Here is a 20500-nt window from a genome sequence, read left to right as displayed (position 1 = left end):
GGTACACTGGCGTATCGAAGAGGGCTGATCGAGCCGATCCGGCCGCCGCACCGAGGGGAAGAGCCATGACGTCGACGTCGAGCCGCTCGAAGATCACGCCGGAGCGTGAGCAGGAGTTCTACGACGCCGTCCTCGACCAGCTCCGCGAGAGCGGTTACGAGGCTCTGACCATGGAGGGCGTGGCCGCCCGCACCCGGTGCAGCAAGTCCACGCTCTACCGCCAGTGGAAGACCAAGCCCCAGTTCGTGGCGGCCGCGCTGCGGGCCAACCGCTGTGTGCGGTTCGCGGGGATCGACACCGGCAGCCTCGCCGGGGACCTGCGCGAGGCCGCCAGGGCCGCGGGCGAGCAGTCGGGGCGGGACACGATGCTGGTCCAGGCGCTCAGCCACGCCGTCCTCCAGGACGTGGGCCTGCAACGGGTCCTGCGCGAGACGCTGGTCGAGCCGGAGCTACAGGCCATGGACGCGATCATCCGGCGGGGCGTCGAGCGCGGCGAGATCCCGGAGGGGCACCCGGCGGTGGAGTTCCTCACGGTGCAGCTGTTCGGCGTGCTGCGGGCGCGGCCGGTCCTGGAGGGCGCGCACGCCGACCAGGAGTATCTGACCCGCTTCGTCGAGGCCTGCGTGCTGCCCGCGCTCGGCCTCACCTGATCGTGGGCCCGAGTCGGTTGGATGACGCGACTCGGGCCTGCCCGCGCCGCACCGTGGGGACGGGGGCGGCGCGCACCCCCGGGCCGGACGGGGTTCCTCCTGAGCGGCGAGGAACCCCGCCCGGCCCCTAGGGCGTAGGCGATGCCTGTCCGGCTAGACGTCCTGCCCGGCTCCCGCGCCCCCGCTCGTGGAGCCCGCCTTGATGCCCTTCGCGATCTGGTCCAGGTAGGACGGCGAAGGGGCGTCGTCGTTGTCGTCGATGCCCATGCGGACGATGATGATCTCCGACTTGTCGGCGGGGGAGGGGAAGGCGAGCGATTCGACGTAACCGTCGTCGCTCTTCTCCGTGACGGCCTTCCAGCGGACGTGGTAGCCCTTCTGGCCCGCCACGGTGATGGACTTGGAGGCCAGCACCTTGTGCGAGGTGATACGGCCGTAGGTCTTGCCGCCGTACCCCTCCTTCGCGTTCTGCTTGATGTCCGCCTTGGCCGCCGCCTCGGGCGTCTTGGCGTCGATGTCGAGCTTCTTGGCGTTCTGGGAGTACGCGCTGCCGCGGGTGCACTGCTCCTGGGTGTTCCCGGGGCAGGGGATCGGGGCCGTCTGCACCCCCGCGCCGAACCTGGTGGGCCCGCCCCGCCAGCCGTCCGGTACGGGGATCTTGATGCCGTTCACCGAGTCGTTCGCGAAACCGGCCTCCTGACCAGGGTCCTCCGGGTCCTCCGAGCCGTCCGGCGACCGCGGCTCGTCGGGGGCCTCGGAGCCCTTCGGATTCTGCGGGGCGCCGCTCGACGGCTCCTTGGCCGCGGAGCCGTCCCCGCCTCCGTCGTCGTCCGCCGTCAGGGCGTACACGCCGCCGCCTATCCCGGCGAGGACGACGAGCACCACGCCGACGGCTATCGCGACGCGCAGACCGCGCCGGGGCGCGGGGGCCTGTCCCGGATGGGCCGGAAAGGCCGCCTGGGTCGGATACGTGTGCGTGCCCGCGGCCCGCACCTGATCCGTCCATACGTTCCCGTCCCACCAGCGCTCGGTGGGCGGACCGCCGGGGGTATGGCCGGGATCGGGGTACCAGCCTGGGGGAGTCATCTGCGTCATGGGCGCCAGAGTATGAGCCCCGCGTGAAAGCGGCATGAGAGGGGGCCGCCCCAAGGCGAACGATCCTCGCCGGCCTACCGCCCCCGGCTCCCATGGCCGTTGACGACCAGACGCGCCGGAGCGTCCCTCTCGGGGACCGTGTCGGGCCACCGCATACCCCGTCGCCCCGGTGTGATCGAGCCCAGCACGCTGGCGTGCCGCGCCCCCGTGCTCGTCGGGACCGTTCCCGGCAGGCCGTGCAGCGTCAGGAAGCCGAGGACCGCGAAGGCGTACGCCTCCTTCGCCACGGACGGCAGGCCCAGCTCGTCCGAGGTGCGTACCGGAGCCACGCCCCCCAACTCCTCCCGCAGGAAGGCCATCAGTACCGGATTGCGGGTGCCCCCGCCGGAGACGATGACCTCCGAGGCCCGCACCGAGCGGACGGCGTCGGCGGCCGTGCGGGCGGTGAGCCGGGTGAGCGTGGCGACGACGTCCTCGGTGGACAGCGCCTCGAACCCCTGCAACGCCGCCCGCAGATAGGGCAGATGGAAGAGTTCCTTGCCCGTCGTCTTCGGTGCCGGGAGCGCGTAGTACGGCTCGGCGAGGAGGCGGTCGAGGAGAGCTTCGTGGACCGTCCCCCGAGCGGCGATCCGGCCGTCCAGGTCGTAGGCGAGGCGACCGCCCGTCGCCTCGCCCACCGCGGCGTCGATCAGGGCGTTGGCGGGGCCCGTGTCGAAGGCCGTGCCGTCGGCGGCGGTGATGTTCGCGATGCCGCCGAGGTTCAGCGCGGCGGGGGCGCCGGGGCGGCCGCGCAGCCACATCCGGTCCACCAGGCTGACCAGGGGCGCGCCCTGGCCGCCCGCGGCGATGTCGCGTGGACGGAAGTCGGCGACCACCGGAAGGCCCGTCGCTTCGGCGATCCACGCGGGCTGGCCGATCTGAAGGGTGCCGCGCACCTGCCCGTCCGCCACCCAGTGGTAGACCGTCTGACCGTGCGAGGCCACCAACTCGGCCTCCCCGTCGCACAGTTCGCGGTCCGCCTCGACCGCGGCGGCGGCGAAGGCGCGGCCGATGGCGGTGTCCAGGCGGCAGACGTCGGCGAGCGTGGTGGTCGCGGGCGGCAGCGCGGCGGCGAGCGCGGCGCGCAGCCCTTCGTCGTAGCCACGGCTGATCAGCCCGAGGGGGGTGAGTGCCAGGCGGTCCCCGTCGAGGGTCAGATCGGCCGCGGCCGCGTCGATGGCGTCGTACGAGGTCCCTGACATGAGCCCGATCACGCGCACGTGGGGCCTCCTTCTCGGTCGGCGCACCAATGAGCTTGATCATCGCATCCCGTGGGAGGCGGGCGACGCGTCTTGTCCGAAAGCGGCACGGGGTGCAGCCGGGTAGCGGCCCCGCCCGGCCGGTGCGCCGCGCCTCCCGGGGCCACGGGACGCGCCCCCGACCGTGACCGAGGCGCGGGGCGCGTCTCCCGCGCGGGCCGTGCGCCGAGCGCCTGGCCTCTGCGCCGCCCGCCCGCCGTGCGTCGCGCGCCGCCTCTGGGCGGGGACGTGGGTGCCCCTCACTCCCATTCGGTCAGGACTTGCCCCCTCCACACCCCTGGGTCCCCCCACGCCCCGCGCAGCGCACGCGCCTTGGTGAGCCACAGGGAGAGGTCCAGTTCCGCGGTGTACCCGATCGCCCCGTGGAGCTGGAGAGCGGCGCGGGATGCCGCGTACGCCGTCTCGGTCGCCGCCACCTTGGCGGCGGCTATGTCACCCGGAGCCATCGTCACCGCGGCGCCCATCACCAAGGGCCTCGCGAACTCCAGCCCGACCAGGACGTCCGCGAGCCGGTGTTTGACGGCCTGGAACGCTCCGATCGGCGATCCGAACTGGGTGCGCTGCTTCACGTACGCCACCGTCCTGTCGAGCAGCGCGAACCCGACACCGAGCGCCTGCGCGGCGGTGGCCAGTGCGGCCCAGTCCGTCGCGTGCCGTGCCGCGGCGGTCACGGCGGGGCCCGCGGCGAGCAGTTCACCGCCGGGCAGCGGCGCGGCGAGGCGTCGCGCGGGGTCGAGGGACCGACGCACGCGCGCGTGCCCGGGGGCGAGCCGCAGCTCATCGCCCGCCACGGCCATGATCAGGCCCGCCTCCTGCGCGTCCAGCGCGTACGGCCCGCCGTGGGGCAGCGTCAGGGTCGCGCACGCCGCACCGGAAGCGAGCGCAGGCAGGAAGCGTTTGGCCGGTTCCGGCTCACCCAGCTCCGCCAGGCGGACGAGAAGTGCCTCCGCTGCCACCGTCTCCACCGCTGGACCCGGCACCGCGTGCCGCCCCAACTCCACGAAGGCGACAGTCGTTTCGACGGGCAGCGGGCCCACGCCCTCGTACGACGGCGGAACCGGCAGCGCGAAGACCCCCGCGTCCGCCAGCCGCGCCCACACCGCCCGCCCACGCGTGTAGTCACCGGTGCCCCACGCGCGCGTGGCCGCCACGGTGTCGGCCGCCGTCAGCATCGCGTCCAACGAGCGCGCGAACTCCCGCTGCTCGGCGTCGAGGAGAAACCTCATCAGCGGCGCCCCTTCGGCAGCCCGAGCAGGCGCTCGGCGATGATGTCGCGCTGGATCTCGTTGGTCCCGGCGTAGATGGGTCCGGCGAGCGAGAAGACGTACCCCTCCATCCAGTCCTGCCCCGCTGTGTCGCCTTCGGCCGGTGCGCCTTGGGCCGGTGCGCCTTGGGCCGGTTCGCCCTCGGCCAGTTCGCCCTCCGCACCCAGCAGGTCCAGTGCCGTCTCGTGGAGGGCGATGTCGTACTCCGACCAGAAGACCTTGTTGAGGCTGGACTCGGCGCCGATCCTCTCCCCGGCCGCGAAGCGCGACGCGCAGGCCCAGGTGAACAACTCGTAGGCGCGCGCCCCGATGACGGCGTCGGCGACCCGGTCGCGCAGCGCGGTGTCCGCCGGATCCGCCTCCGCCCGCCAGCGTCGCGCGAGACGGTCCGCGGAAGCGAGGAAGCGCCCGGGGGAGCGCAGCCTCAAGCCGCGCTCGTCGCCCGTGGTCGACATGGCGATCCGCCAGCCCTGGCCCGGCTCGCCGATGACGTCCTCGTCGGGTACGAAGACGTCGTCGAGGAAGAGTTCGGCGAAGGCTGGCTTGCCGTCCAGGCGGCCGACTGGGCGGACCGTCACCCCGTCCGTGTCGAGCGGGAACATCAGATAGGTGAGTCCTTGGTGCGGCTTGCCCGCGGCGCCGGAACCGGCCTCGCGGCGGGCCTCGTACCTGGCCTCGAACCCGGGCTCATACGGCGGCTCGTTGCGGAAGAGGCCGAACGCGCGGTCGGCGAAGGCGGCCCGTGACGACCAGGTCTTGTGTCCGTTCAGACGCCAACCGCCTTCCGTACGGCGGGCGGTGGAGCGCAGCGACGCCAGGTCGGACCCGGCCTCCGGCTCCGACCAGGCCTGCGCCCAGATCACCTCGCCGGTCGCCATGGCGGGCAGCACCCGCGCGCGCTGCTCGGCGGTGCCGAAGTCGAGAAGCGTCGGCGCGAGGAGACTGATGCCGTTCTGCGAGACCCGGGCCGGCGCCCCCGCCGCGTAGTACTCCTCCTCGAACACCAGCCACTTCACGAGGTCGACGCCCTGACCGCCGTACTCCTTCGGCCAGGACACCACCGACCAGCGGTCGGCCGCGAGCACGCGCTCCCACTCCCGGTGGGCCGCGAAACCCTCCTCGGTCTCCAGGGAGGGCAGCGGCACGGTCGGCACGTGCGCCGCGAGCCAGTCACGGGCCCGCCGCCGGAACTCCTCATCCTCGGCGTCGAAGTCGAGGTCCATCCACCCACCTCCCACGGCCCTTCCCTAACAAGTGTTTGGTAGATTACCTTGGGGGCATTCAAAGAGTCGAGGGTTGTCCGGAAGTCAGCAGAAGTCAGCCAGGAACCAGTACGTGCGCAGCACCCAGCAGGAGGGCCGCCCATGGACGCACCCGCTTGTCCGCCGGGACACGACCTGCTCGCGGGACGCACCGCCGTGATCACGGCGGCGGCCGGCGCGGGCATCGGCGGCGCCACCGCCCGCCGCTTCCTGGAGGAGGGCGCGCACGTCGTCATAGGTGACGCCCACCCGCGCCGCACCAAGGAGTCGGTGGCGGCGCTCGCCGGGGAGTTCGGCGCCGACCGGATCGACGGCGTCCCGTGCGACGTCACCGACGAGGCCCAGGTCCAGGGCCTGTTCGAGCTGGCGGAGCGGCGCCATGGCCATCTGGACATCGTGGTGAACAACGCCGGACTCGGCGGGACGGCCCGGCTCACCGAGATGACCGACGAGCAGTGGGACAAGGTCATCGACGTGACGCTGAACGGCACGTTCCGCTGCACGCGCGCAGCTCTGCGCCGCATGCGGGCGGACGACCGGGGGCACGGGCGCGGCGGCGTGATCGTGAACAACGCCTCGGTGCTCGGCTGGCGCGCCCAGGAGGGCCAGGCGCACTACGCCGCCGCGAAGGCCGGCGTCATGGCCCTCACCCGCTGCGCCGCGATCGAGGCCGCCCCGCACGGCATCCGGGTCAACGCGGTCGCGCCGAGCCTCGCCATGCACCCCCACCTCGCGAAGGTCACCTCCCCCGGGCTCCTGGAGGAACTCACCGCCCGCGAGGCGTTCGGGCGGTACGCGCAGCCGTGGGAGATAGCCACCGTCATCGTCTTCCTGGCCAGCGGCTACTCCTCGTACATGACGGGCGAGACGGTCTCGGTCAGCAGCCAGCACGCCTAGGCGGAGAATGACCGTGTGTCGAAACCGAAGCAGAGCACCAGCGAACAGCGGGGCACCAGCGCGTCCCAGCAGGGCGCCGACGAGCCGAAGCGGGCCGTCGGCAAGAAGAAGGCCCAGGTGAGCCCCTCGCCCGAGCGCCGCCGCGAACTCCTCGGCATCGCCGCCGACGTCTTCGCCGAGCAGGGGTACAACGCCACCACGGTCCGCAAGATCGCCGACGCCGCCGGCATGCTCGCCGGCAGCCTCTACTACCACTTCGATTCCAAGGAGTCGATGCTCGAAGAGATCCTGCGCACCTTCCTCACCGAGCTGTGGGACGGGTACGACACCGTGCTCCAGGCCCAGCTCGGGCCCCGCGAGACGCTGGAGGCGCTCGTCACCGAGTCCTTCCGGGAGATCGACCGGCACCGCGCCGCCGTCGCGATCTACCAGAAGGAGTCCAGGCACCTCGTCGCCCAGCGCCGCTTCCAGTATCTGTCCGACTCGCAGCAGCGCTTCGAGAAGGCCTGGCTCACCACGCTGGAGCGAGGCGTCGCGGAAGGCGTCTTCCGTGACGACCTGGACATCCGGCTCGCCTACCGCTTCGTGCGCGACACGGTCTGGGTCGCCGCGTCCTGGTACCGCCCCGGCGGCGGCCACAGCCCCGAGGAGATCGCCCGCCAGTACCTGTCGATGGTCCTGGACGGCATCTCCGTACGTCCGTAGAGCGGCGCGTCATCCCACGGCGCCCACGACCGAGGAGTACGCAGTCATGGCCGAGGCCTACATCGTCGAAGCGGTGCGCACCCCCGTCGGCAGGCGCGCGGGAGGGCTCTCCCGGGTCCACCCCGCCGACCTGGGCGCCCACGTCCTCAAGGCCCTCGTCGAGCGCGCCGGCATCGACCCCGCCGCCGTGGACGACGTGGTCTTCGGCTGCCTGGACGCGGTCGGCCCGCAGGCCGGTGACATCGCCCGCACCAGCTGGCTCGCCGCCGGACTCCCCGAAGAGGTGCCCGGCGTGACGATCGACCGCCAGTGCGGATCGTCCCAGCAGGCCGTGCACTTCGCGGCGCAGGGCGTCCTGTCCGGCACCCAGGACCTCGTCGTCGCGGGCGGCACCCAGAACATGTCGATGGTCCCCATCGCCTTCGCCTCCCGCCGGGCCGCCGAACCGCTCGGCCTCACCGAAGGCCCGTACGCGGGCAGCGAGGGCTGGCGCGCCCGCTATGGCGACCTGCCCGTGAACCAGTTCCACGGCGCGCAGCTGATCGCCGCCAAGTGGGGCACGACCCGCCGCGACATGGAGGGCTTCGCCCTGCGCTCCCACCAGCGGGCGATCCGCGCCATCGACGAGGGCCGCTTCGAGCGTGAACTCGTCGCGTACGGCGACGTGACGACCGACGAGGGCCCGCGCCGCGACACCACCCTGGAGAAGATGGCGGCCCTGCGGCCCGTCCTCGACGGCGGCACGATCACCGCCGCCTGCTCCTCGCAGGTCTCGGACGGCGCCGCCGCCCTGCTCCTCGCGAGCGAACGAGCCGTGCGGGACCACGGGTTGACGCCTCGCGCGCGTGTCCACCACCTCTCCGTGCGCGGCGAGGACCCCATCCGGATGCTCTCCGCGCCGATCCCCGCCACCGCGCACGCGCTCAAGAAGACCGGCATGAGCATCGACGACATCGACCTCGTCGAGATCAACGAAGCGTTCGCGGCGGTCGTCCTCGCCTGGCTGAAGGAGACCGGCGCCGATCCGGAAAAGGTCAACGTCAACGGCGGTGCCATCGCCCTCGGCCACCCCCTCGGCGCCACCGGCGCGAAGCTGATGACGACTCTCCTGCACGAACTGGAGCGCATCGGCGGCCGGTTCGGCCTCCAGACCATGTGCGAGGGCGGCGGGCAGGCGAACGTGACGATCATCGAGCGTCTCTGACCGCCCCTTCGGCCACCCTTCCGGCCCCCGCGGCGCACGGGAAGCGGACTCTCCCCAACCCCTTGTAGGACCACCTGCGCGGACCGCGCTCCACAGCGGCCCCGTCCCGGCTAGTCTCGACTTCTGTACGTCGATTGAGCGACCCCGGGAGGTAGCGCGATGACACAGGGACGGCCCGGCGGAACCTCCTGGGCCCCGCTGTGGGAGCGCGACGTCGAACTCGCCGCGGTGACCCAGGCCGTCGAGGAGCTGTGCGCGGACTCCACAAGCGGCGGAGGCCTGCTCGCCTTCAGCGGAGAGGCGGGCATCGGCAAGACCGCGCTGCTCGCCGAGGTGCGCCGTATCGCGGAGGCCCACAGCGCCACGGTCTGGTCCGCACGCGGGGGCGAGGCGGTCACCTCCGTCCCCTTCAACGTCGTACGCCAACTCCTCCAGCCCGAACTGGTCTCCCTCTCGACCGAAGCGGCCCGCGAGTACCTCGGCGACTGGTACGACATCGCGGGCCCGGCCCTCGGCATCGTCGAACCGGGCGGACGCCAGGCCGATCCGCAAGGCGTGTGCGACGGACTCGTCGCGGCGGTCTCCCGCCTCGCCCAGCTCGAATGGCCCCTCGTCCTGCTCATCGACGACGCGCACTGGGCCGACCAGGAGACGCTGCACTGGCTGGCCGCGTTCGCCCGGCGCCTGGACGAGTTGCCCGTCCTCGTCGTGATCGCCCACCGGCCCGGCGAGGCCAAGGAGGGCGGCGCGCGCCACCTCGCCTCGGTCACCGGCATGGCCCGCACCTTCACCGCCCTGCGCGCGCTCACCCCGGACGCCGCCGCGGGGCTGACCCGCGCCACGCTCGGCGAGCACGCCGACGCCCCCTTCTGCCGCGAGGTGTGGGCGGTCACCGGCGGCAACCCGTACGAGTCGGTCGAACTCCTCGCCAAGGTCCAGGACAGCGAACTGGAACCGGTCGAGAGTTCCGCGGACGCGCTGCGCGCCCTCAACCGCACGGCCAAGGGCCATGGACTGATCGCCCGCCTCGAAGACCTTGGTACGGACGTCACGCGCTTCGCCTGGGCGGCCGCCGTCCTCGGCACCTCCATCTCCCTCGACATGGCGACCCGGCTCGCCGGCATGCCCCGCGACACCGCAGAGGCATGCGCGGAACGCCTGTGCACCGCACGCATCCTGATCCGCGACGCGGAGGGCCTGGAGTTCGTCCACCCGCAGATCGCCAGCACCATCTACCGCTCGATCCCGGGGGCCACCCGCACCGCCCTGCACGGCGTCGCCGCCGCGGTCGTCACCCACGACGGCCGAAGTGCCGCCGAGGCCTCCCGGCACCTGCTGGAGGTCCACCCGGAGGACGACCCCGAACTGGTCGAGCAGTTGCGCCGCGCCGCCGCCGAACACCTCGCGGTCGGCGCGCCCGACGCGGCCCGCCGCTGTCTGGAGCGGGCCCTCAAGGAACCACCGCTGCCCGAGATCCACGCGCGCGTGCTCTACGAACTGGGCTGCGCCACCCTGCTCACCTCACCCGTCACCACCATCAGGCACCTGCGCGAGGCGCTGTCCATGCGCGGCCTCGACCAGGAGCTGCGCGTCGACGCGGTCTGCCGCCTCTCCCAGGCCCTCGTCCACAACGACCAGCTGGAGGAAGGCCTGCGGGCCATCGACGAGGAGGTGGAACGGCTCGACGAGGGACCCGCGCGGCTGCGCCTGCAAGCCGTGCACTACATGTGGGAGGGCATCCACGCGGGCGAGGAGGACTCGCCCGGACGGTCACGGCAGCTCGCCGCGCTCGCCGGCCCGCTCAGCGGCCGGGACAACTCCGAACGCGCCCTGCTGATCCTGCGCGCCTTCGACGCCATGACCCGCGGGGAGAACGCGGAACTGGTCGTCGAGCTGTGCGACCGCGCCCTCGTCAACGGCCGCCTCGCGCCGGGACTCGGCTGGACCGACACGGAATGGAGCTTCGAACTCCGCCTGATGCTCGGCGGTTCGTACGCCTTCGCGGACCGGCTCGACCGCGCCGAGAGCCTGTTCACCGAGGCCGTACGCGCGTACGAGACGGCGGGTTGGAGCGGTGGGCACCTCGCCCTCTCGCACGCCTTCCTCGGCTATGTGTACCGCAGGCGCGGGCGGCTGATCGACGCCGAGCGCTCCCTGCGCGAGAGCCTGCGCCTCGCCGACCGCGTCGGCCAGGGCCTGCCCATGCACTGGGAGGCTGCCAGCATGCTCGTCGACACACTGCTGGCGCGCGGGCACATCGACGAGGCGGGCGCGATCGCCGACCGCTACGGCTTCGCGCCGCCCTCCGCCTCCACGATCTACGTACCCGACGCGCCGTGCGTGCGCGGCAGGCTGCTGCTCGCCCTCGGGAACACGAGCGAGGGGCTTGCCGAGCTGGAATCCACGGCGAAGGCGTTGACCGCGCGCGACCAGTACAACACCGTGCTCGCGCCCTGGGCCTACGACCTCGCCCGCGCCCTGGCCCACGAGGACCCCGAGCGGGCCGCGCGCCTCGTCGCCGACGCCCGGATGCAGGCCGAGCGGTTCGGCACGGACACCGCGATCGGCGAGGCGCTGCGGTGTGCCGCCGCTCTGGAGACCGGGGCCCGCTCCGTCGCCCTCTACCGCCAGGCCGCCACCTATCTGGAGGCCTCGCCCTGCGCGTACGAACACGCGGTGGCCCGGGTCGAGTACGGCATCGCCGCGGATTCCGTGCCGGATCTGGAACGGGGGCTGGCTCTGGCGGTGAGCTGCGGGGCGGACGGCCTGGTCGCGCAGGCGCGGGGGCGCTTGTCGCTGGTACGGGGCTGAGACTGGCCGCGCCGCGCTTGTCGCTGGTACGGGGCTGAGGCTGGCCGCGCCGCGCTTGTCGCTGGTACGGGGCTGAGGCTGGCCGCGCCTTGTGCTGGGTCCGACCCCGGGCTCGGGGGTTGGCGCGGACGCCGCGGGGCTCCGCCCCGGACCCCGGTCCTCAATCGCCGGACGGGCTTATTCTTGGCTCCCCGGCCCTCCAGCTCGCCGGGCGGGATCAGTTGCGATTCACCGGTTCTGCATCGCCGGGCGGGCTCAATTTTGGTTCCCCGCTCCGACGCCGGACTGGCCCAACCTTGCGAGCCGCTCCCTCACCTCCTCCGCCTCCACCATCACCCGCTCCACCAGCTCCGCGCACGACGGAAGGTCCTCGATCAGGGCCGCTACCTGGCCCGATGCCATGACCCCCGCCTCCGGGCGGCCGTCTACCATCGCAGCCCTGAGCATCATCGGCGTGTTCGCCGCGAGGAGCATCTGGCTCCAGGTCAGGTCCTTGCCGTGCTTCATCGCGAGGCCGTCGCGCGCCATCCTCGTCCAGCCGAGACCGGAGACCTTCCGGAACGCCGCCGCATGCCGCACCGCCCGGGCCAGGGACGCGATCCGGCCCGACCTCTCCAGGGCGGCGACCAGCTCTGTACGCAGCATCCGGTGCGGGAGGCCGTCCACGCGCGTGGTGAGCGTGATGTCCTTGACGGAGGCCGCCAGATAGCGCGCCTTGACCGCGGCCGGCACCGGGGAGTCCGAGGTGAGCAGGAAACGCGTGCCCATCGCCACGCCCGCCGCGCCGTAGGCGAGAGCGGCGACCAGGCCGCGCCCGTCGTGAAACCCGCCCGCCGCGATCACCGGGATGTCCACCGCGTCGACGACCTGGGGCAGCAGGACCGTCGTCGCCACCTCGCCCGTGTGGCCACCGCCCTCACCGCCCTGCACGATCACCGCGTCCGCGCCCCACGCGGCGACCTTCTCCGCGTGCCGGCGCGCACCGATCGAGGGGATGACCACCACGCCCGCGTCCTTCAGCTCGTCGATCAACGCCTTCGACGGCGCCAGGGCGAAGGACGCGACCCGCACACCCTCGTCGACGATGATCCGGACACGGTCCCGCGCGTCCCCCGCGTCGGCCCGCAGGTTGACCCCGAACGGCGCGTCCGTACGGGACTTGACCTCACGGACGGCCGCGCGCAGCTGCTCGACCGTCATGGTCGCGGAGGCCAGGACGCCGAGCGCCCCCGCGCCCGCCGTGGCCGACACCAGGCGGGGCCCCGCCACCCAGCCCATGCCGGTCTGCACGATCGGATGCCGCACCCCGGCCAGCCGGGTCAGCGGGGTCTCGATGACGGGCGGGGTCGCCGTCACGCGCGCACCTCGCGCTCTCGCATGCCTCCCGGGTCCACCACGTCCCGTATCACCCGCAGCTCCTCGTCCGTCGGCTCGCGGGTGTGCGGGACGTCGCCCGCCGGAACGGCCAGGGCGAAACCGGTGGCTTCGCGTACCTGGCCGAGGGTGACGCCCGGGTGCAGGGACACCAGCCGCATCGCGTGATCGGGCGTAGCGAAGTCGAAGACCCCGAGGTCGGAGACGACGCGGCGCAGATCGTGGAAGCGGGTCGCCGAGGGGCCGGCCGCGGCCGCGCTGTCGTACCCGACGCCGCTGATCATGTCGACCTTCTCGACGAAGACCCGCGTCGAATGCCGCGGGATCCAGTAACTCACCGGGTTGTTGATCGTGTTGGCCGGGGCGCCGCGCACACCGAGCAGCTGCCGCCGGGGGCGCTCCCAGTCGCCGATGCACGAGATGTTCTGATTCCCGAAGCGGTCGATCTGGCTCGCGCCCATCATCACGTGCCGCCGCCCGCCCATCACCATCGTCAGATGCCTGCGGTACGGCAGCCAGCCCTCCGTCACGCTCGACGCGGAGCCGAGGGCCGGGACATCGCCGATGAGCAGCGCCTCGCCGTCCGTGAGCAACAGATCGGGGGAGAACGTCAGCTTGGCGAGGCGCGCGCCGATGGCCGGGATCGTGCCCATGGGGGACGCGAGGACCTCGCCGCCGCCCCGCCACGCCTCGGCGCAGGCGATCACGCAGTACTCGGCGCGGGTGACGGCCCGCCCCTTCGACGCGGGCGCAGCTCCGGTCGGCGTCATCGCTGCTCCTTGTGCCAGGCCTGGACGGCCAGTTGGTAGTCAAGCTCAGTACCGCCGAGGAAGCGGTCACGGAAGGCACCCCAAGCCTCGGGGTCGGCCGCGGCGGTGGCGTACGCCTTCTGGAAGGGCTCGTCGCGGTCGTAGTCGGGCACGCAGGAGGTGAAGTGCGCGCCCCTGGGTGTCTGTGTCACGCCCGTCACCGAGTGCCGTGAGATCAGCAGCGTCTGGGGCGCCGCGTGCTCGGCGAGCCCCCCGGCGGCGTCTACGAGCTGTTCGCACGAGACGTACGCGGTGTCGGAGGCCTCGCAGAACAGGTCGTCGAAGTAGGGGTCGGGGCCCAGATACTGGCCGTTGCCGAAGCGGTCGGCGCGGTTCATGTGCACCAGCGCCGCGTCCATCCGCAGGGCGGGCACCGCGACGAGCCGCTCCCCGTCCTCGTACGGCGAAGTGACCGTGCGCAGCCGGAGGTTGACCCGCAGGACGTCCGATCCGAGGCCCGCGCGGACGGGCAGGAAGGGCAGCCGCTGGGCGCCCGCGGTGAGGCCCTGCATGAACATCGCCTCGTCCAGCTCGACGAGTTCGAAGTCGCCACGCTCGCGTGCCGCCCTGAAATGCGGCTCCAGAGGGATCGAGTCGAGCGTCGTGAACGCCGTAACCAGCTTGCGGATCCGGCCCGCGGCGGCGAGCAGACCGACGTCCGGGCCGCCGTACGAGACGACGGTCAGGTCCGTGACGCCGGACCTCAGCAGGGCGCGCACCAGTGCCATCGGCTTGCGGCGCGAGCCCCAGCCGCCGATGCCGAGTGTCATCCCGCTCTCCAGGCGCCCCACGATCTCGTCGGGCGTCATCGCCTTGCCCGTCCGTGCCGAGTGCGTCATGCCCTGCCCTCCCCTTGGGGCCCGAAGCCCGCGCGGACGCGGTCGGCGAGACCGCTCAGGTTCGCCTCGAAGGTGAAGCCCTGCTCGAAGCGGTAGCTGCGGTGGACGTCGACCGGGTCGATGCCGTTGATCGCGGCCTTCGCCAAGCGCAGCAGGGAGCCGTCCTTGCGGGCGATCTCGCGTGCCAGCTCCAGGGCCGCCGCGGGCAGCTCCGGGCGGGGGACCACCTGCCACACCGAACCGTGCGCGTGCAGCTCGGCGGCCGTCACCGTGCGCGAGGTGTAGTACAGCGCGCGCATCAGGTGCTGCGGGACCAGGCGGGACAGGTGCGTGGCCGCGCCGAGCGCGCCCCGGTCCAGCTCGGGCAGGCCGAAGGTGGCGTCCTCGCTGGCCACGATCGCGTCCGCGTTCCCCACGAGGCCTATGCCGCCGCCCAGGCAGAAGCCGTGCACGGCGGCGACGACCGGCACCTCGCAGTCGTACACCGCGGAAAAGGCCGCGGCGCAGCCGCGGTTGGCGCCGATCAGCGCACTGTGGCCGCCCAGTGCGCCGTGGCCGCTGTCGCCGCGGATCTCCTTGATGTCCACGCCCGCGTTGAACCCCCGGCCCCCGGCGGCCAGCACCACACAGCGCGTGGCGGGATCGCGCCCCGCGGCGCGCACGGCGTCGGCCAGGTCGAACCACCCGCGCACGGGCAGGGCGTTGACAGGTGGGTGGTCGACGGTGACGACGGCCACGCCCTTGTCCGGGACGGAGGTGGAGACAGACATCAGCGGATCCGCTACCTTTCGACCACACGCCTTCAACCAAACATTTGTTAGTTGGAAAGGTAGCAGCGATGACTGACACCCGACAGGTGGTCGTCGTCACCGGCGGCACCCGCGGCGTCGGCGCCGGAATCGCCCGCGGCTTCCTCGCCGCCGGGGCGCGGGTCGTCGTCTGTGCCCGTAGGCCGCCCGACGAGCCGGTCGAAGCGGCGGGCGCCACCGCCGAGTTCCGTGCGCTCGACCTGCGGGACGCGGCAGCCGCCCCCGCCTTCTTCCGCGAAGTGGCCGCCGCCCACGGCACGGTGGACGTCCTTGTGAACAACGCGGGCGGCACGCCCTTCGGCCTCCTCGCCGGTACCGCCCCGGCCCGCCAGGCCAGGATCGTCGAACTGAACCTGCTCGCCCCGCTGTACGCCTCGCTCGCCGCGTACGACGTGATGCGCGCCCAGGAGACGGGCGGCAGCATCACGATGATCGGCAGCGTCAGCGGCACCCGGCCCTCGCCGGGCAGCGGGGCGTACGGCGCCGCGAAGGCGGGCCTGGAGAACCTCGCGCGGACCATGGCGGTCGAATGGGCCCCCGCCGTACGGGTCAATACGGTCGTCCTCGGCCTCGCCCGCACCGAGAGCGCCCATCTGCACTACGGCGACGACGAGGGCGTCGCGCGGGTCGCCCGTACGGTCCCGCTCGGCCGCCTCGCCGACCCCTCCGACGTCGCCGACGCCTGCGTCTTCCTCGCCTCCTGCCGCGCCCGCTACATCAGCGGCGCCGCACTGCACCTGCACGGCGGCGGCGAACGCCCCGCCTTCTTGGACGCCGCCTCCGCCAACCACTGAAGTCCCCCAGCTGAAGCCCACCGACCGAACTCCACCAAGGGAGTTGCCGTATGGCCGCAGACGCCACGTCAGCCGTTACACCGCCGCCCGCCCCTGCTGGGATCTGTGCGGGCCGCGTCGTGATCGTCACGGGCGCGGGCCGCGGTCTCGGCCGTGCTCACGCGCGCGCGTACGCGGCCGAGGGCGCCAAGGTCGTCGTCAACGACCTCGGTGTGGGACGGGACGGTTCCGGCGAGCCGGGCGGCCCCGGGGAACCCGGCGGACCCGCGCACGCCGTGGTCGAGGAGATCCGTGCCGCGGGCGGTGAGGCCGTCGCGCACGGCGGCGACATCGCGACACCCGAGGGCGCGGCCTCGCTGGTAAGGGCAGCCCTCGACACGTACGGCCGCCTGGACACACTCGTCAACAACGCGGGCTTCCTGCGCGACCGGATGCTGGTCAACCTCGACGAGGACGACTGGGACGCCGTCATGAGGGTTCACCTCAAGGGCCACTTCCTTCCCCTGAAGCATGCCTCGGGCCACTGGCGGGCCGAGGCGAAGGCCGGGCGCGTGCCGCACGCGTGCGTGGTCAACACCAGCTCGGGGGCGGGCCTCCTGGGGAGCGTCGGGCAGGGCAACTACAGCGCCGCCAAGGCCGGCATCCTCGGCCTCACCCTGGTCGCCGCCGCCGAACTGGCCTCCTACGGAGTGCGGGTGAACGCCATCGCCCCCACCGCCCGCACCCGTATGACGGAACAGACCTTCGCCGACGCGATGGCCGTTCCCGAACCCCGCGCCTTCGACGCGATGGCCCCGGAGAACGTCTCCCCGCTGGTCGTCTGGCTCGGCTCCGCCGCCTCCGAAGGCGTCACCGGCCGCGTCTTCGAGGTGGAAGCGGGCCGCATCACGGTCATGGAGGGCTGGCGCCCCGGCCCCACCGCGGACAAGGGCGCCCGCTGGACCCCGGCCGAGGCGGGCGAGGCGGCCCGAGGACTCCTCGCCGACGCGGAGCCACCGCGGCCGGTGTACGGGGCACGGTGAGCCGCGGCGGACCCTCACTCGGCCTCGGCGGCCGCGGCGAAGTGGGTACGCAGGGCCGCGGCTACGGCGGCCGGGCGTTCCGCGGGCGCCAAGTGGGAGGCGCCCGCCAGTTCCCTGAGGGACGCGCCCGGTACGGCGTCGGCGATCTCCCTGGCGTGGGCGGGCGGCGTCGCCGGATCCTCGCGGCCTGCGAGCACCAGCGTGGGCACGCCGATCGACGCCAGGGCGTCCCGCAGGTCGTACGCGGCCAGGGCGTCACAGCACGCGGCGTACGCGCCCGGATCGACGGCCAGGTGGTCCGCCACCAGGGCGGGCACTGTGAAGCCGGGGGTGAACCACCGTTGCGGCGCCGCCCGTGCGAGGTGGGACAGGCCCTCCCGGCGGACGGTCGCGGCCCGCTGCCGCCACGGTTCGGTGCCACCGAAGTGAGCCGAGGTGCAGACCGCCGCGAGGCGCGTCACGCGCTCGGGGTGGTGGGCGGCGAGGTGCAGTCCGACGGCGCCGCCGAGCGAGGCACCCGCATACGCGAAGCGGTCGATGCCGAGCGAGTCGGCCAGCGCCAGGACGAGCCCGGCGAGATCGGCGACCGTGGCACCGGGCCCGATCAGACCGGCGGGGGAGCGGCCGTGGCCGGGCAGGTCCCAGCGTACGACCCGGTGGGCGGCGGCGAGTTCGGGCGCGACCCCGTCCCACAGGGCGGTGGAGGTGCCGAGGGACGGGCCGAGGAGGAGCGGGGGAGCGCTCTGCGGACCCTCGGCGGTGTGGTGCGGCAGCTTGCCGGTCGTGTCGGTGGTCAACGTCGCTCCAGGGCGCGGTCGGTGAGGGCGGCGGCGGAGCCGGTGTAGTGGGCGGGGTCGGTGAGTTCGGTGAGGTCCACGTCCTTCAGGCCGGGCTCTTCCGTGAGGACCTGCGCGAGTGTGCGCCCCTCGGCGCGAACACGCCGGGCCGCGTCGGTCAGGAGCCGCCGCGCGCGGGCGCGGCCGAGCAGCGGCGTCAGCTCGGCGGCGAGCCGCTCGGAGACGATCAGCCCCCCGGTGAGATCGAGGTGGGCGCGCATGGCCTGCGGATGGACGCGCAGATTCTCGGCCATCTCGGCCGCGTCCCGGGCGGCGCCGCCGGTCAGGCGGAGCAGGTCGCGCAGTGGCTCCCACTCGGCGTGCCAGGCGCCCGCGGGCCGCTCGTCCTCGGCGGCCAGCGAGCCGTGCAGGGTCGCCGCGAGGGCGGGCGCGCGGCGCGCGGCGGCGGCGATGAGGGTGGCGCGGACCGGGTTCGCCTTGTGGGGCATCGCGGAGGAGCCGCCCCCCGATCCTTCCGACAGCTCGGCGATCTCGGTACGGGAGAGCGTGAGGACGTCCGCGGCCGCCTTGCCGAGGGCTCCCGCGGTGAAGGCGAGGGCGGCCGCGAGGTCGGCGACGGGGGTACGGAGGGCGTGCCAGGGCAGCAGCGGCTCGGCCAGCCCCACCTCGCGCGCGTAGGCCGTCACAAGGCGCCCACCGGCCTCGCCGACCACGCGGCGCCCCTCGCCCCGAGACAGTCCCTCGCCCTCGTACAGCCCGTCCATTCCGTACAGCCCGTCCATCCCGTACGCCCCGAACACCGCCAAGGTCCCCGCCGCGCCGCCCAGTTGCGCCGGGAGCGTCCCCCGGACCCCCGCGACCCGGTCCCGCGCGTCGAGTACGAGTGAGCGCCACCCCGCCGCCTTCAGACCGAAGGTCGTCGGCACCGCGTGCTGCGTCAGCGTGCGGCCCGGCATCACCGTGTCGCGGTGCCGCGCCGCGAGACGGGCCAGGGCGCCTTCCGCGCGGGCCAGGTCCGCGAGGAGCAGGTCCAGCGTCCGGGCGGAGAGCAGCATCAGGGCCGTGTCGAGGATGTCCTGGCTCGTCGCGCCCCGGTGGACGTAGGGCGCCGCGTGGGCGGGCACCGCCGCGGTCAGGTCCGCCACCAGGGGGATCACCGGGTTTCCGCCCTCCCGCGCGCGGAGCGCGAGGGAACGGGCGTCGAAGCGGCTCGCGTCCGAGGCCGCTCGGGTGACCGCCGAGGCCGCCTCCCCGGGGGCGAGACCGACCGCCGCCTGGGCGCGGGTCAGCGCCGCCTCCGCGTCCAGCAGCGCCTGGAGGAAGGCGAGGTCGCTCGTCGCCTCCTCGGCGGCGGAACCCGCCGGGCCGGGGGAGAACAGGCCGCTCACGGGAACTCCAGGAAGACCGTCTCGCCCGCCCCTTGGAGCCGGATGTCGAACCGGAACGTGCGCGGGGCCTCGCCGCGCGCGATCAGCGTGGCGCGCCGGTCCGCGTCCAGGGAGCCGAGGAGCGCGTCACCGGGTTCGTCCACCACGTACGCGCGCGTGTAGAGGTGATGCAGCAGCCCGCGCGCGAAGACGGCGATCGAGATGTAGGAGACGCCGCCCGGCGGCAGCGTCCGCACCGCCCAGTGGCCGTCCGCGTCCGTCGGCACCCGGCCGAATCCGGTGAACGCGACCCCGTCGCGCCCGATGGCCCGTCCCGTCACGGGGTCGCGCCGCAGCGACCCGGGCGCTCCCGTCAGCGAGCCGTCCGGGGCGGGCTGCCAGGTCTCTATCAGGGCGTCGGGGACGGGCTGCCCCGCGCCGTCGTACACGTACCCGTGCAGCGTGAGGGTGTCCGGGTGGCCGTCGGGCGCGACCTCACCGCCGCGCGGGAAGGGCAGCGCGTAGCCGTAGAAGGGGCCGACGGTCTGGGAGGGCGTGGGCAGCGGCGGGCGAGCGTGCGGGGGCATCAGTGGGGGTCGCCTTCCTCGAAGAAGGTCGCGGACGGGCCGTCCAGGACGATGTCCCAGCGGTGGCCGAGCGACCACTCGGGGACGGACAGGTCGTGGTCGTACGCGCAGACGAGACGCCGGCGCGCGGACTCGTCGGTCACCGAGCGCAGCACCGGGTCGTAGGGGAGGAGCGGGTCCCCGGGGAAGTACATCTGAGTGACCAGGCGCTGGGTGAACGCCGTGCCGAAGAGCGAGAAGTGGATGTGCGCGGGACGCCAGGCGTTGACGTGATTGCGCCACGGATAGGCGCCCGGCTTGATGGTCGTGAAGGAGTACGCACCGTCGTCGTCGGTCAGGCAGCGGCCGAAGCCCGTGAAGTGCGGGTCGAGGGGCGCGGGATGCTGGTCCAGCTGGTGGGCGTACCGGCCGGACGCGTTGGCCTGCCACAGCTCGACCAACTGGCCGCGCACCGGCCGCCCGCGCCGGTCGAGGACCCGGCCGGACACGGTGATCCGCTCGCCCAGCGGCTCGCCCTGGTGCTGTCGCGTCAGATCGCGGTCCAGGGCGGTGACGTCGGTGACGCCGAACGCGGGGCCGCTCAGCTCCACCGCCTCGGGGTCGCGCAGCGGGACCAGCGGCTGCTTGGGGTGGCGGAAGTGGCTGCTGCGGTAGGGCGGGTAGTCGCGTGGCGGATGGTGCCGGGCGGTGGAGGCACCCCGCGCCTCGGCCACCTCGGCCGCCTTGGCGACCTCGGCGTCCATCGCATCCTGGCTGAGCCCATCGGGTAGCTCGGGTGGCTCGGCGGACGGCGAGGAAGGGTTCGGGGAGGAGGAAGTGGTCAGGGTCATCTCTTGCGGCTCCTGGTGTGCGGCCATGCGTCGGTGACTCCGTAGAGGCGTGACAGCGGGGCAGGTGGGTCAGGCGCGTCGGGCA

At 73.4% G+C, this 20500-nt stretch carries 18 protein-coding genes and 1 pseudogene; 7 read left to right on the top strand and 12 right to left on the bottom strand.

From position 1 onward, the window contains the following. Window positions 1–65: 65 nt before the first annotated feature. Window positions 66–650, top strand: coding sequence for a TetR/AcrR family transcriptional regulator (locus tag IG54_RS0120185; RefSeq protein ID WP_030785996.1), 585 nt, complete (start codon window positions 66–68; stop codon window positions 648–650). A gap of 153 nt (window positions 651–803) precedes the next feature. Here IG54_RS0120185 and IG54_RS0120180 read toward each other — a convergent pair whose 3' ends face one another. The 4 genes from IG54_RS0120180 to IG54_RS0120165 all read right to left on the bottom strand — a co-directional run bounded on the left by IG54_RS0120180 (window position 804) and on the right by IG54_RS0120165 (window position 5531). After that, entirely contained in the window at window positions 804–1745 is a 942-nt protein-coding gene (locus IG54_RS0120180) for a DUF2510 domain-containing protein (protein ID WP_030785993.1), read from the bottom strand. A 74-nt stretch (window positions 1746–1819) separates the two neighbouring features. Further along, window positions 1820–3004, bottom strand: coding sequence for an anhydro-N-acetylmuramic acid kinase (locus tag IG54_RS0120175; protein ID WP_030785990.1), 1185 nt, complete (start codon window positions 3002–3004; stop codon window positions 1820–1822). 278 nt (window positions 3005–3282) lie between these two features. Then, window positions 3283–4269, bottom strand: coding sequence for an acyl-CoA dehydrogenase family protein (locus IG54_RS0120170; RefSeq protein ID WP_030785987.1), 987 nt, complete (start codon window positions 4267–4269; stop codon window positions 3283–3285). Beyond that, entirely contained in the window at window positions 4269–5531 is a 1263-nt protein-coding gene (locus IG54_RS0120165) for an acyl-CoA dehydrogenase family protein (RefSeq protein ID WP_030785985.1), read from the bottom strand. Before IG54_RS0120165 ends, IG54_RS0120170 begins: the two co-directional genes overlap by 1 nt. A gap of 141 nt (window positions 5532–5672) precedes the next feature. Between IG54_RS0120165 and IG54_RS0120160 the strand changes: the two genes are divergently transcribed. From IG54_RS0120160 to IG54_RS0120145, 4 genes are all read left to right on the top strand, one after another. Next, window positions 5673–6467, top strand: coding sequence for an SDR family oxidoreductase (locus IG54_RS0120160; RefSeq protein ID WP_030785982.1), 795 nt, complete (start codon window positions 5673–5675; stop codon window positions 6465–6467). Window positions 6468–6584: 117 nt separating this feature from the next. Beyond that, window positions 6585–7172, top strand: a complete 588-nt coding sequence (locus tag IG54_RS0120155; RefSeq protein WP_030785980.1) for a TetR/AcrR family transcriptional regulator — start codon at window positions 6585–6587, stop codon at window positions 7170–7172. Between the two features lie 46 nt (window positions 7173–7218). Continuing rightward, window positions 7219–8376: an acetyl-CoA C-acetyltransferase gene (locus IG54_RS0120150; protein ID WP_030785978.1), complete on the top strand. Its 1158-nt coding sequence runs from the start codon at window positions 7219–7221 to the stop codon at window positions 8374–8376. A 159-nt stretch (window positions 8377–8535) separates the two neighbouring features. Continuing rightward, window positions 8536–11187, top strand: coding sequence for an ATP-binding protein (locus IG54_RS0120145; protein ID WP_030785976.1), 2652 nt, complete (start codon window positions 8536–8538; stop codon window positions 11185–11187). Between the two features lie 255 nt (window positions 11188–11442). Here the strand turns inward: IG54_RS0120145 and IG54_RS0120140 are convergent, their stop codons facing one another. The 4 genes from IG54_RS0120140 to IG54_RS0120125 are packed head-to-tail and all read right to left on the bottom strand — an operon-like array spanning window position 11443 to window position 14979. Continuing rightward, entirely contained in the window at window positions 11443–12522 is a 1080-nt protein-coding gene (locus IG54_RS0120140; protein WP_051819710.1) for an NAD(P)H-dependent flavin oxidoreductase, read from the bottom strand. A gap of 17 nt (window positions 12523–12539) precedes the next feature. Continuing rightward, a complete protein-coding gene (locus IG54_RS0120135) occupies window positions 12540–13331 on the bottom strand; it encodes a CoA-transferase subunit beta (protein WP_030785971.1) in 792 nt (263 codons plus the stop codon). Then, the gene (locus IG54_RS0120130) at window positions 13328–14209 is read right to left on the bottom strand and encodes a CoA transferase subunit A (protein ID WP_030785968.1); all 882 of its coding nucleotides are present in this window, start codon (window positions 14207–14209) and stop codon (window positions 13328–13330) included. The genes IG54_RS0120135 and IG54_RS0120130 overlap by 4 nt, the downstream gene beginning before the upstream one ends. Beyond that, a complete protein-coding gene (locus IG54_RS0120125) occupies window positions 14206–14979 on the bottom strand; it encodes an enoyl-CoA hydratase family protein (RefSeq protein ID WP_030785958.1) in 774 nt (257 codons plus the stop codon). The genes IG54_RS0120130 and IG54_RS0120125 overlap by 4 nt, the downstream gene beginning before the upstream one ends. 68 nt (window positions 14980–15047) lie before the next feature. Here IG54_RS0120125 and IG54_RS0120120 point away from each other — a divergent pair, with 68 nt between their 5' ends. Beyond that, window positions 15048–15812, top strand: a complete 765-nt coding sequence (locus IG54_RS0120120) for an SDR family oxidoreductase (protein WP_030785955.1) — start codon at window positions 15048–15050, stop codon at window positions 15810–15812. Between the two features lie 50 nt (window positions 15813–15862). Beyond that, window positions 15863–16834 (top strand): SDR family oxidoreductase, encoded by a 972-nt coding sequence (locus IG54_RS0120115; protein WP_051819709.1) that lies wholly within the window; start codon window positions 15863–15865, stop codon window positions 16832–16834. 26 nt (window positions 16835–16860) lie between these two features. On the opposite strand, the pseudogene pcaD reads toward IG54_RS0120115, so the two are convergent. The 4 genes and pseudogenes from pcaD to pcaH all read right to left on the bottom strand — a co-directional run. After that, a pseudogene (pcaD, locus tag IG54_RS0120110) lies at window positions 16861–17631 on the bottom strand (3-oxoadipate enol-lactonase); the annotation flags it as partial. After that, window positions 17628–19019, bottom strand: a complete 1392-nt coding sequence (gene pcaB / locus IG54_RS0120105) for a 3-carboxy-cis,cis-muconate cycloisomerase (protein WP_030785946.1) — start codon at window positions 19017–19019, stop codon at window positions 17628–17630. The gene pcaB and the pseudogene pcaD, both read right to left, overlap by 4 nt. Beyond that, a complete protein-coding gene (pcaG, locus tag IG54_RS0120100; protein ID WP_030785943.1) occupies window positions 19016–19585 on the bottom strand; it encodes a protocatechuate 3,4-dioxygenase subunit alpha in 570 nt (189 codons plus the stop codon). Before pcaG ends, pcaB begins: the two co-directional genes overlap by 4 nt. Further along, window positions 19585–20328: a protocatechuate 3,4-dioxygenase subunit beta gene (gene pcaH / locus IG54_RS0120095; protein ID WP_037897481.1), complete on the bottom strand. Its 744-nt coding sequence runs from the start codon at window positions 20326–20328 to the stop codon at window positions 19585–19587. The genes pcaG and pcaH overlap by 1 nt, the downstream gene beginning before the upstream one ends. Window positions 20329–20500 lie beyond the last annotated feature (172 nt).

Source organism: Streptomyces sp. NRRL S-920 (genome assembly GCF_000717945.1).
Taxonomy (GTDB): Bacteria; Actinomycetota; Actinomycetes; order Streptomycetales; family Streptomycetaceae; genus Streptomyces; species Streptomyces alboniger.
Note: the sequence above shows the minus strand (reverse complement) of the source record. Positions and strands in the feature narration are given on the sequence as shown.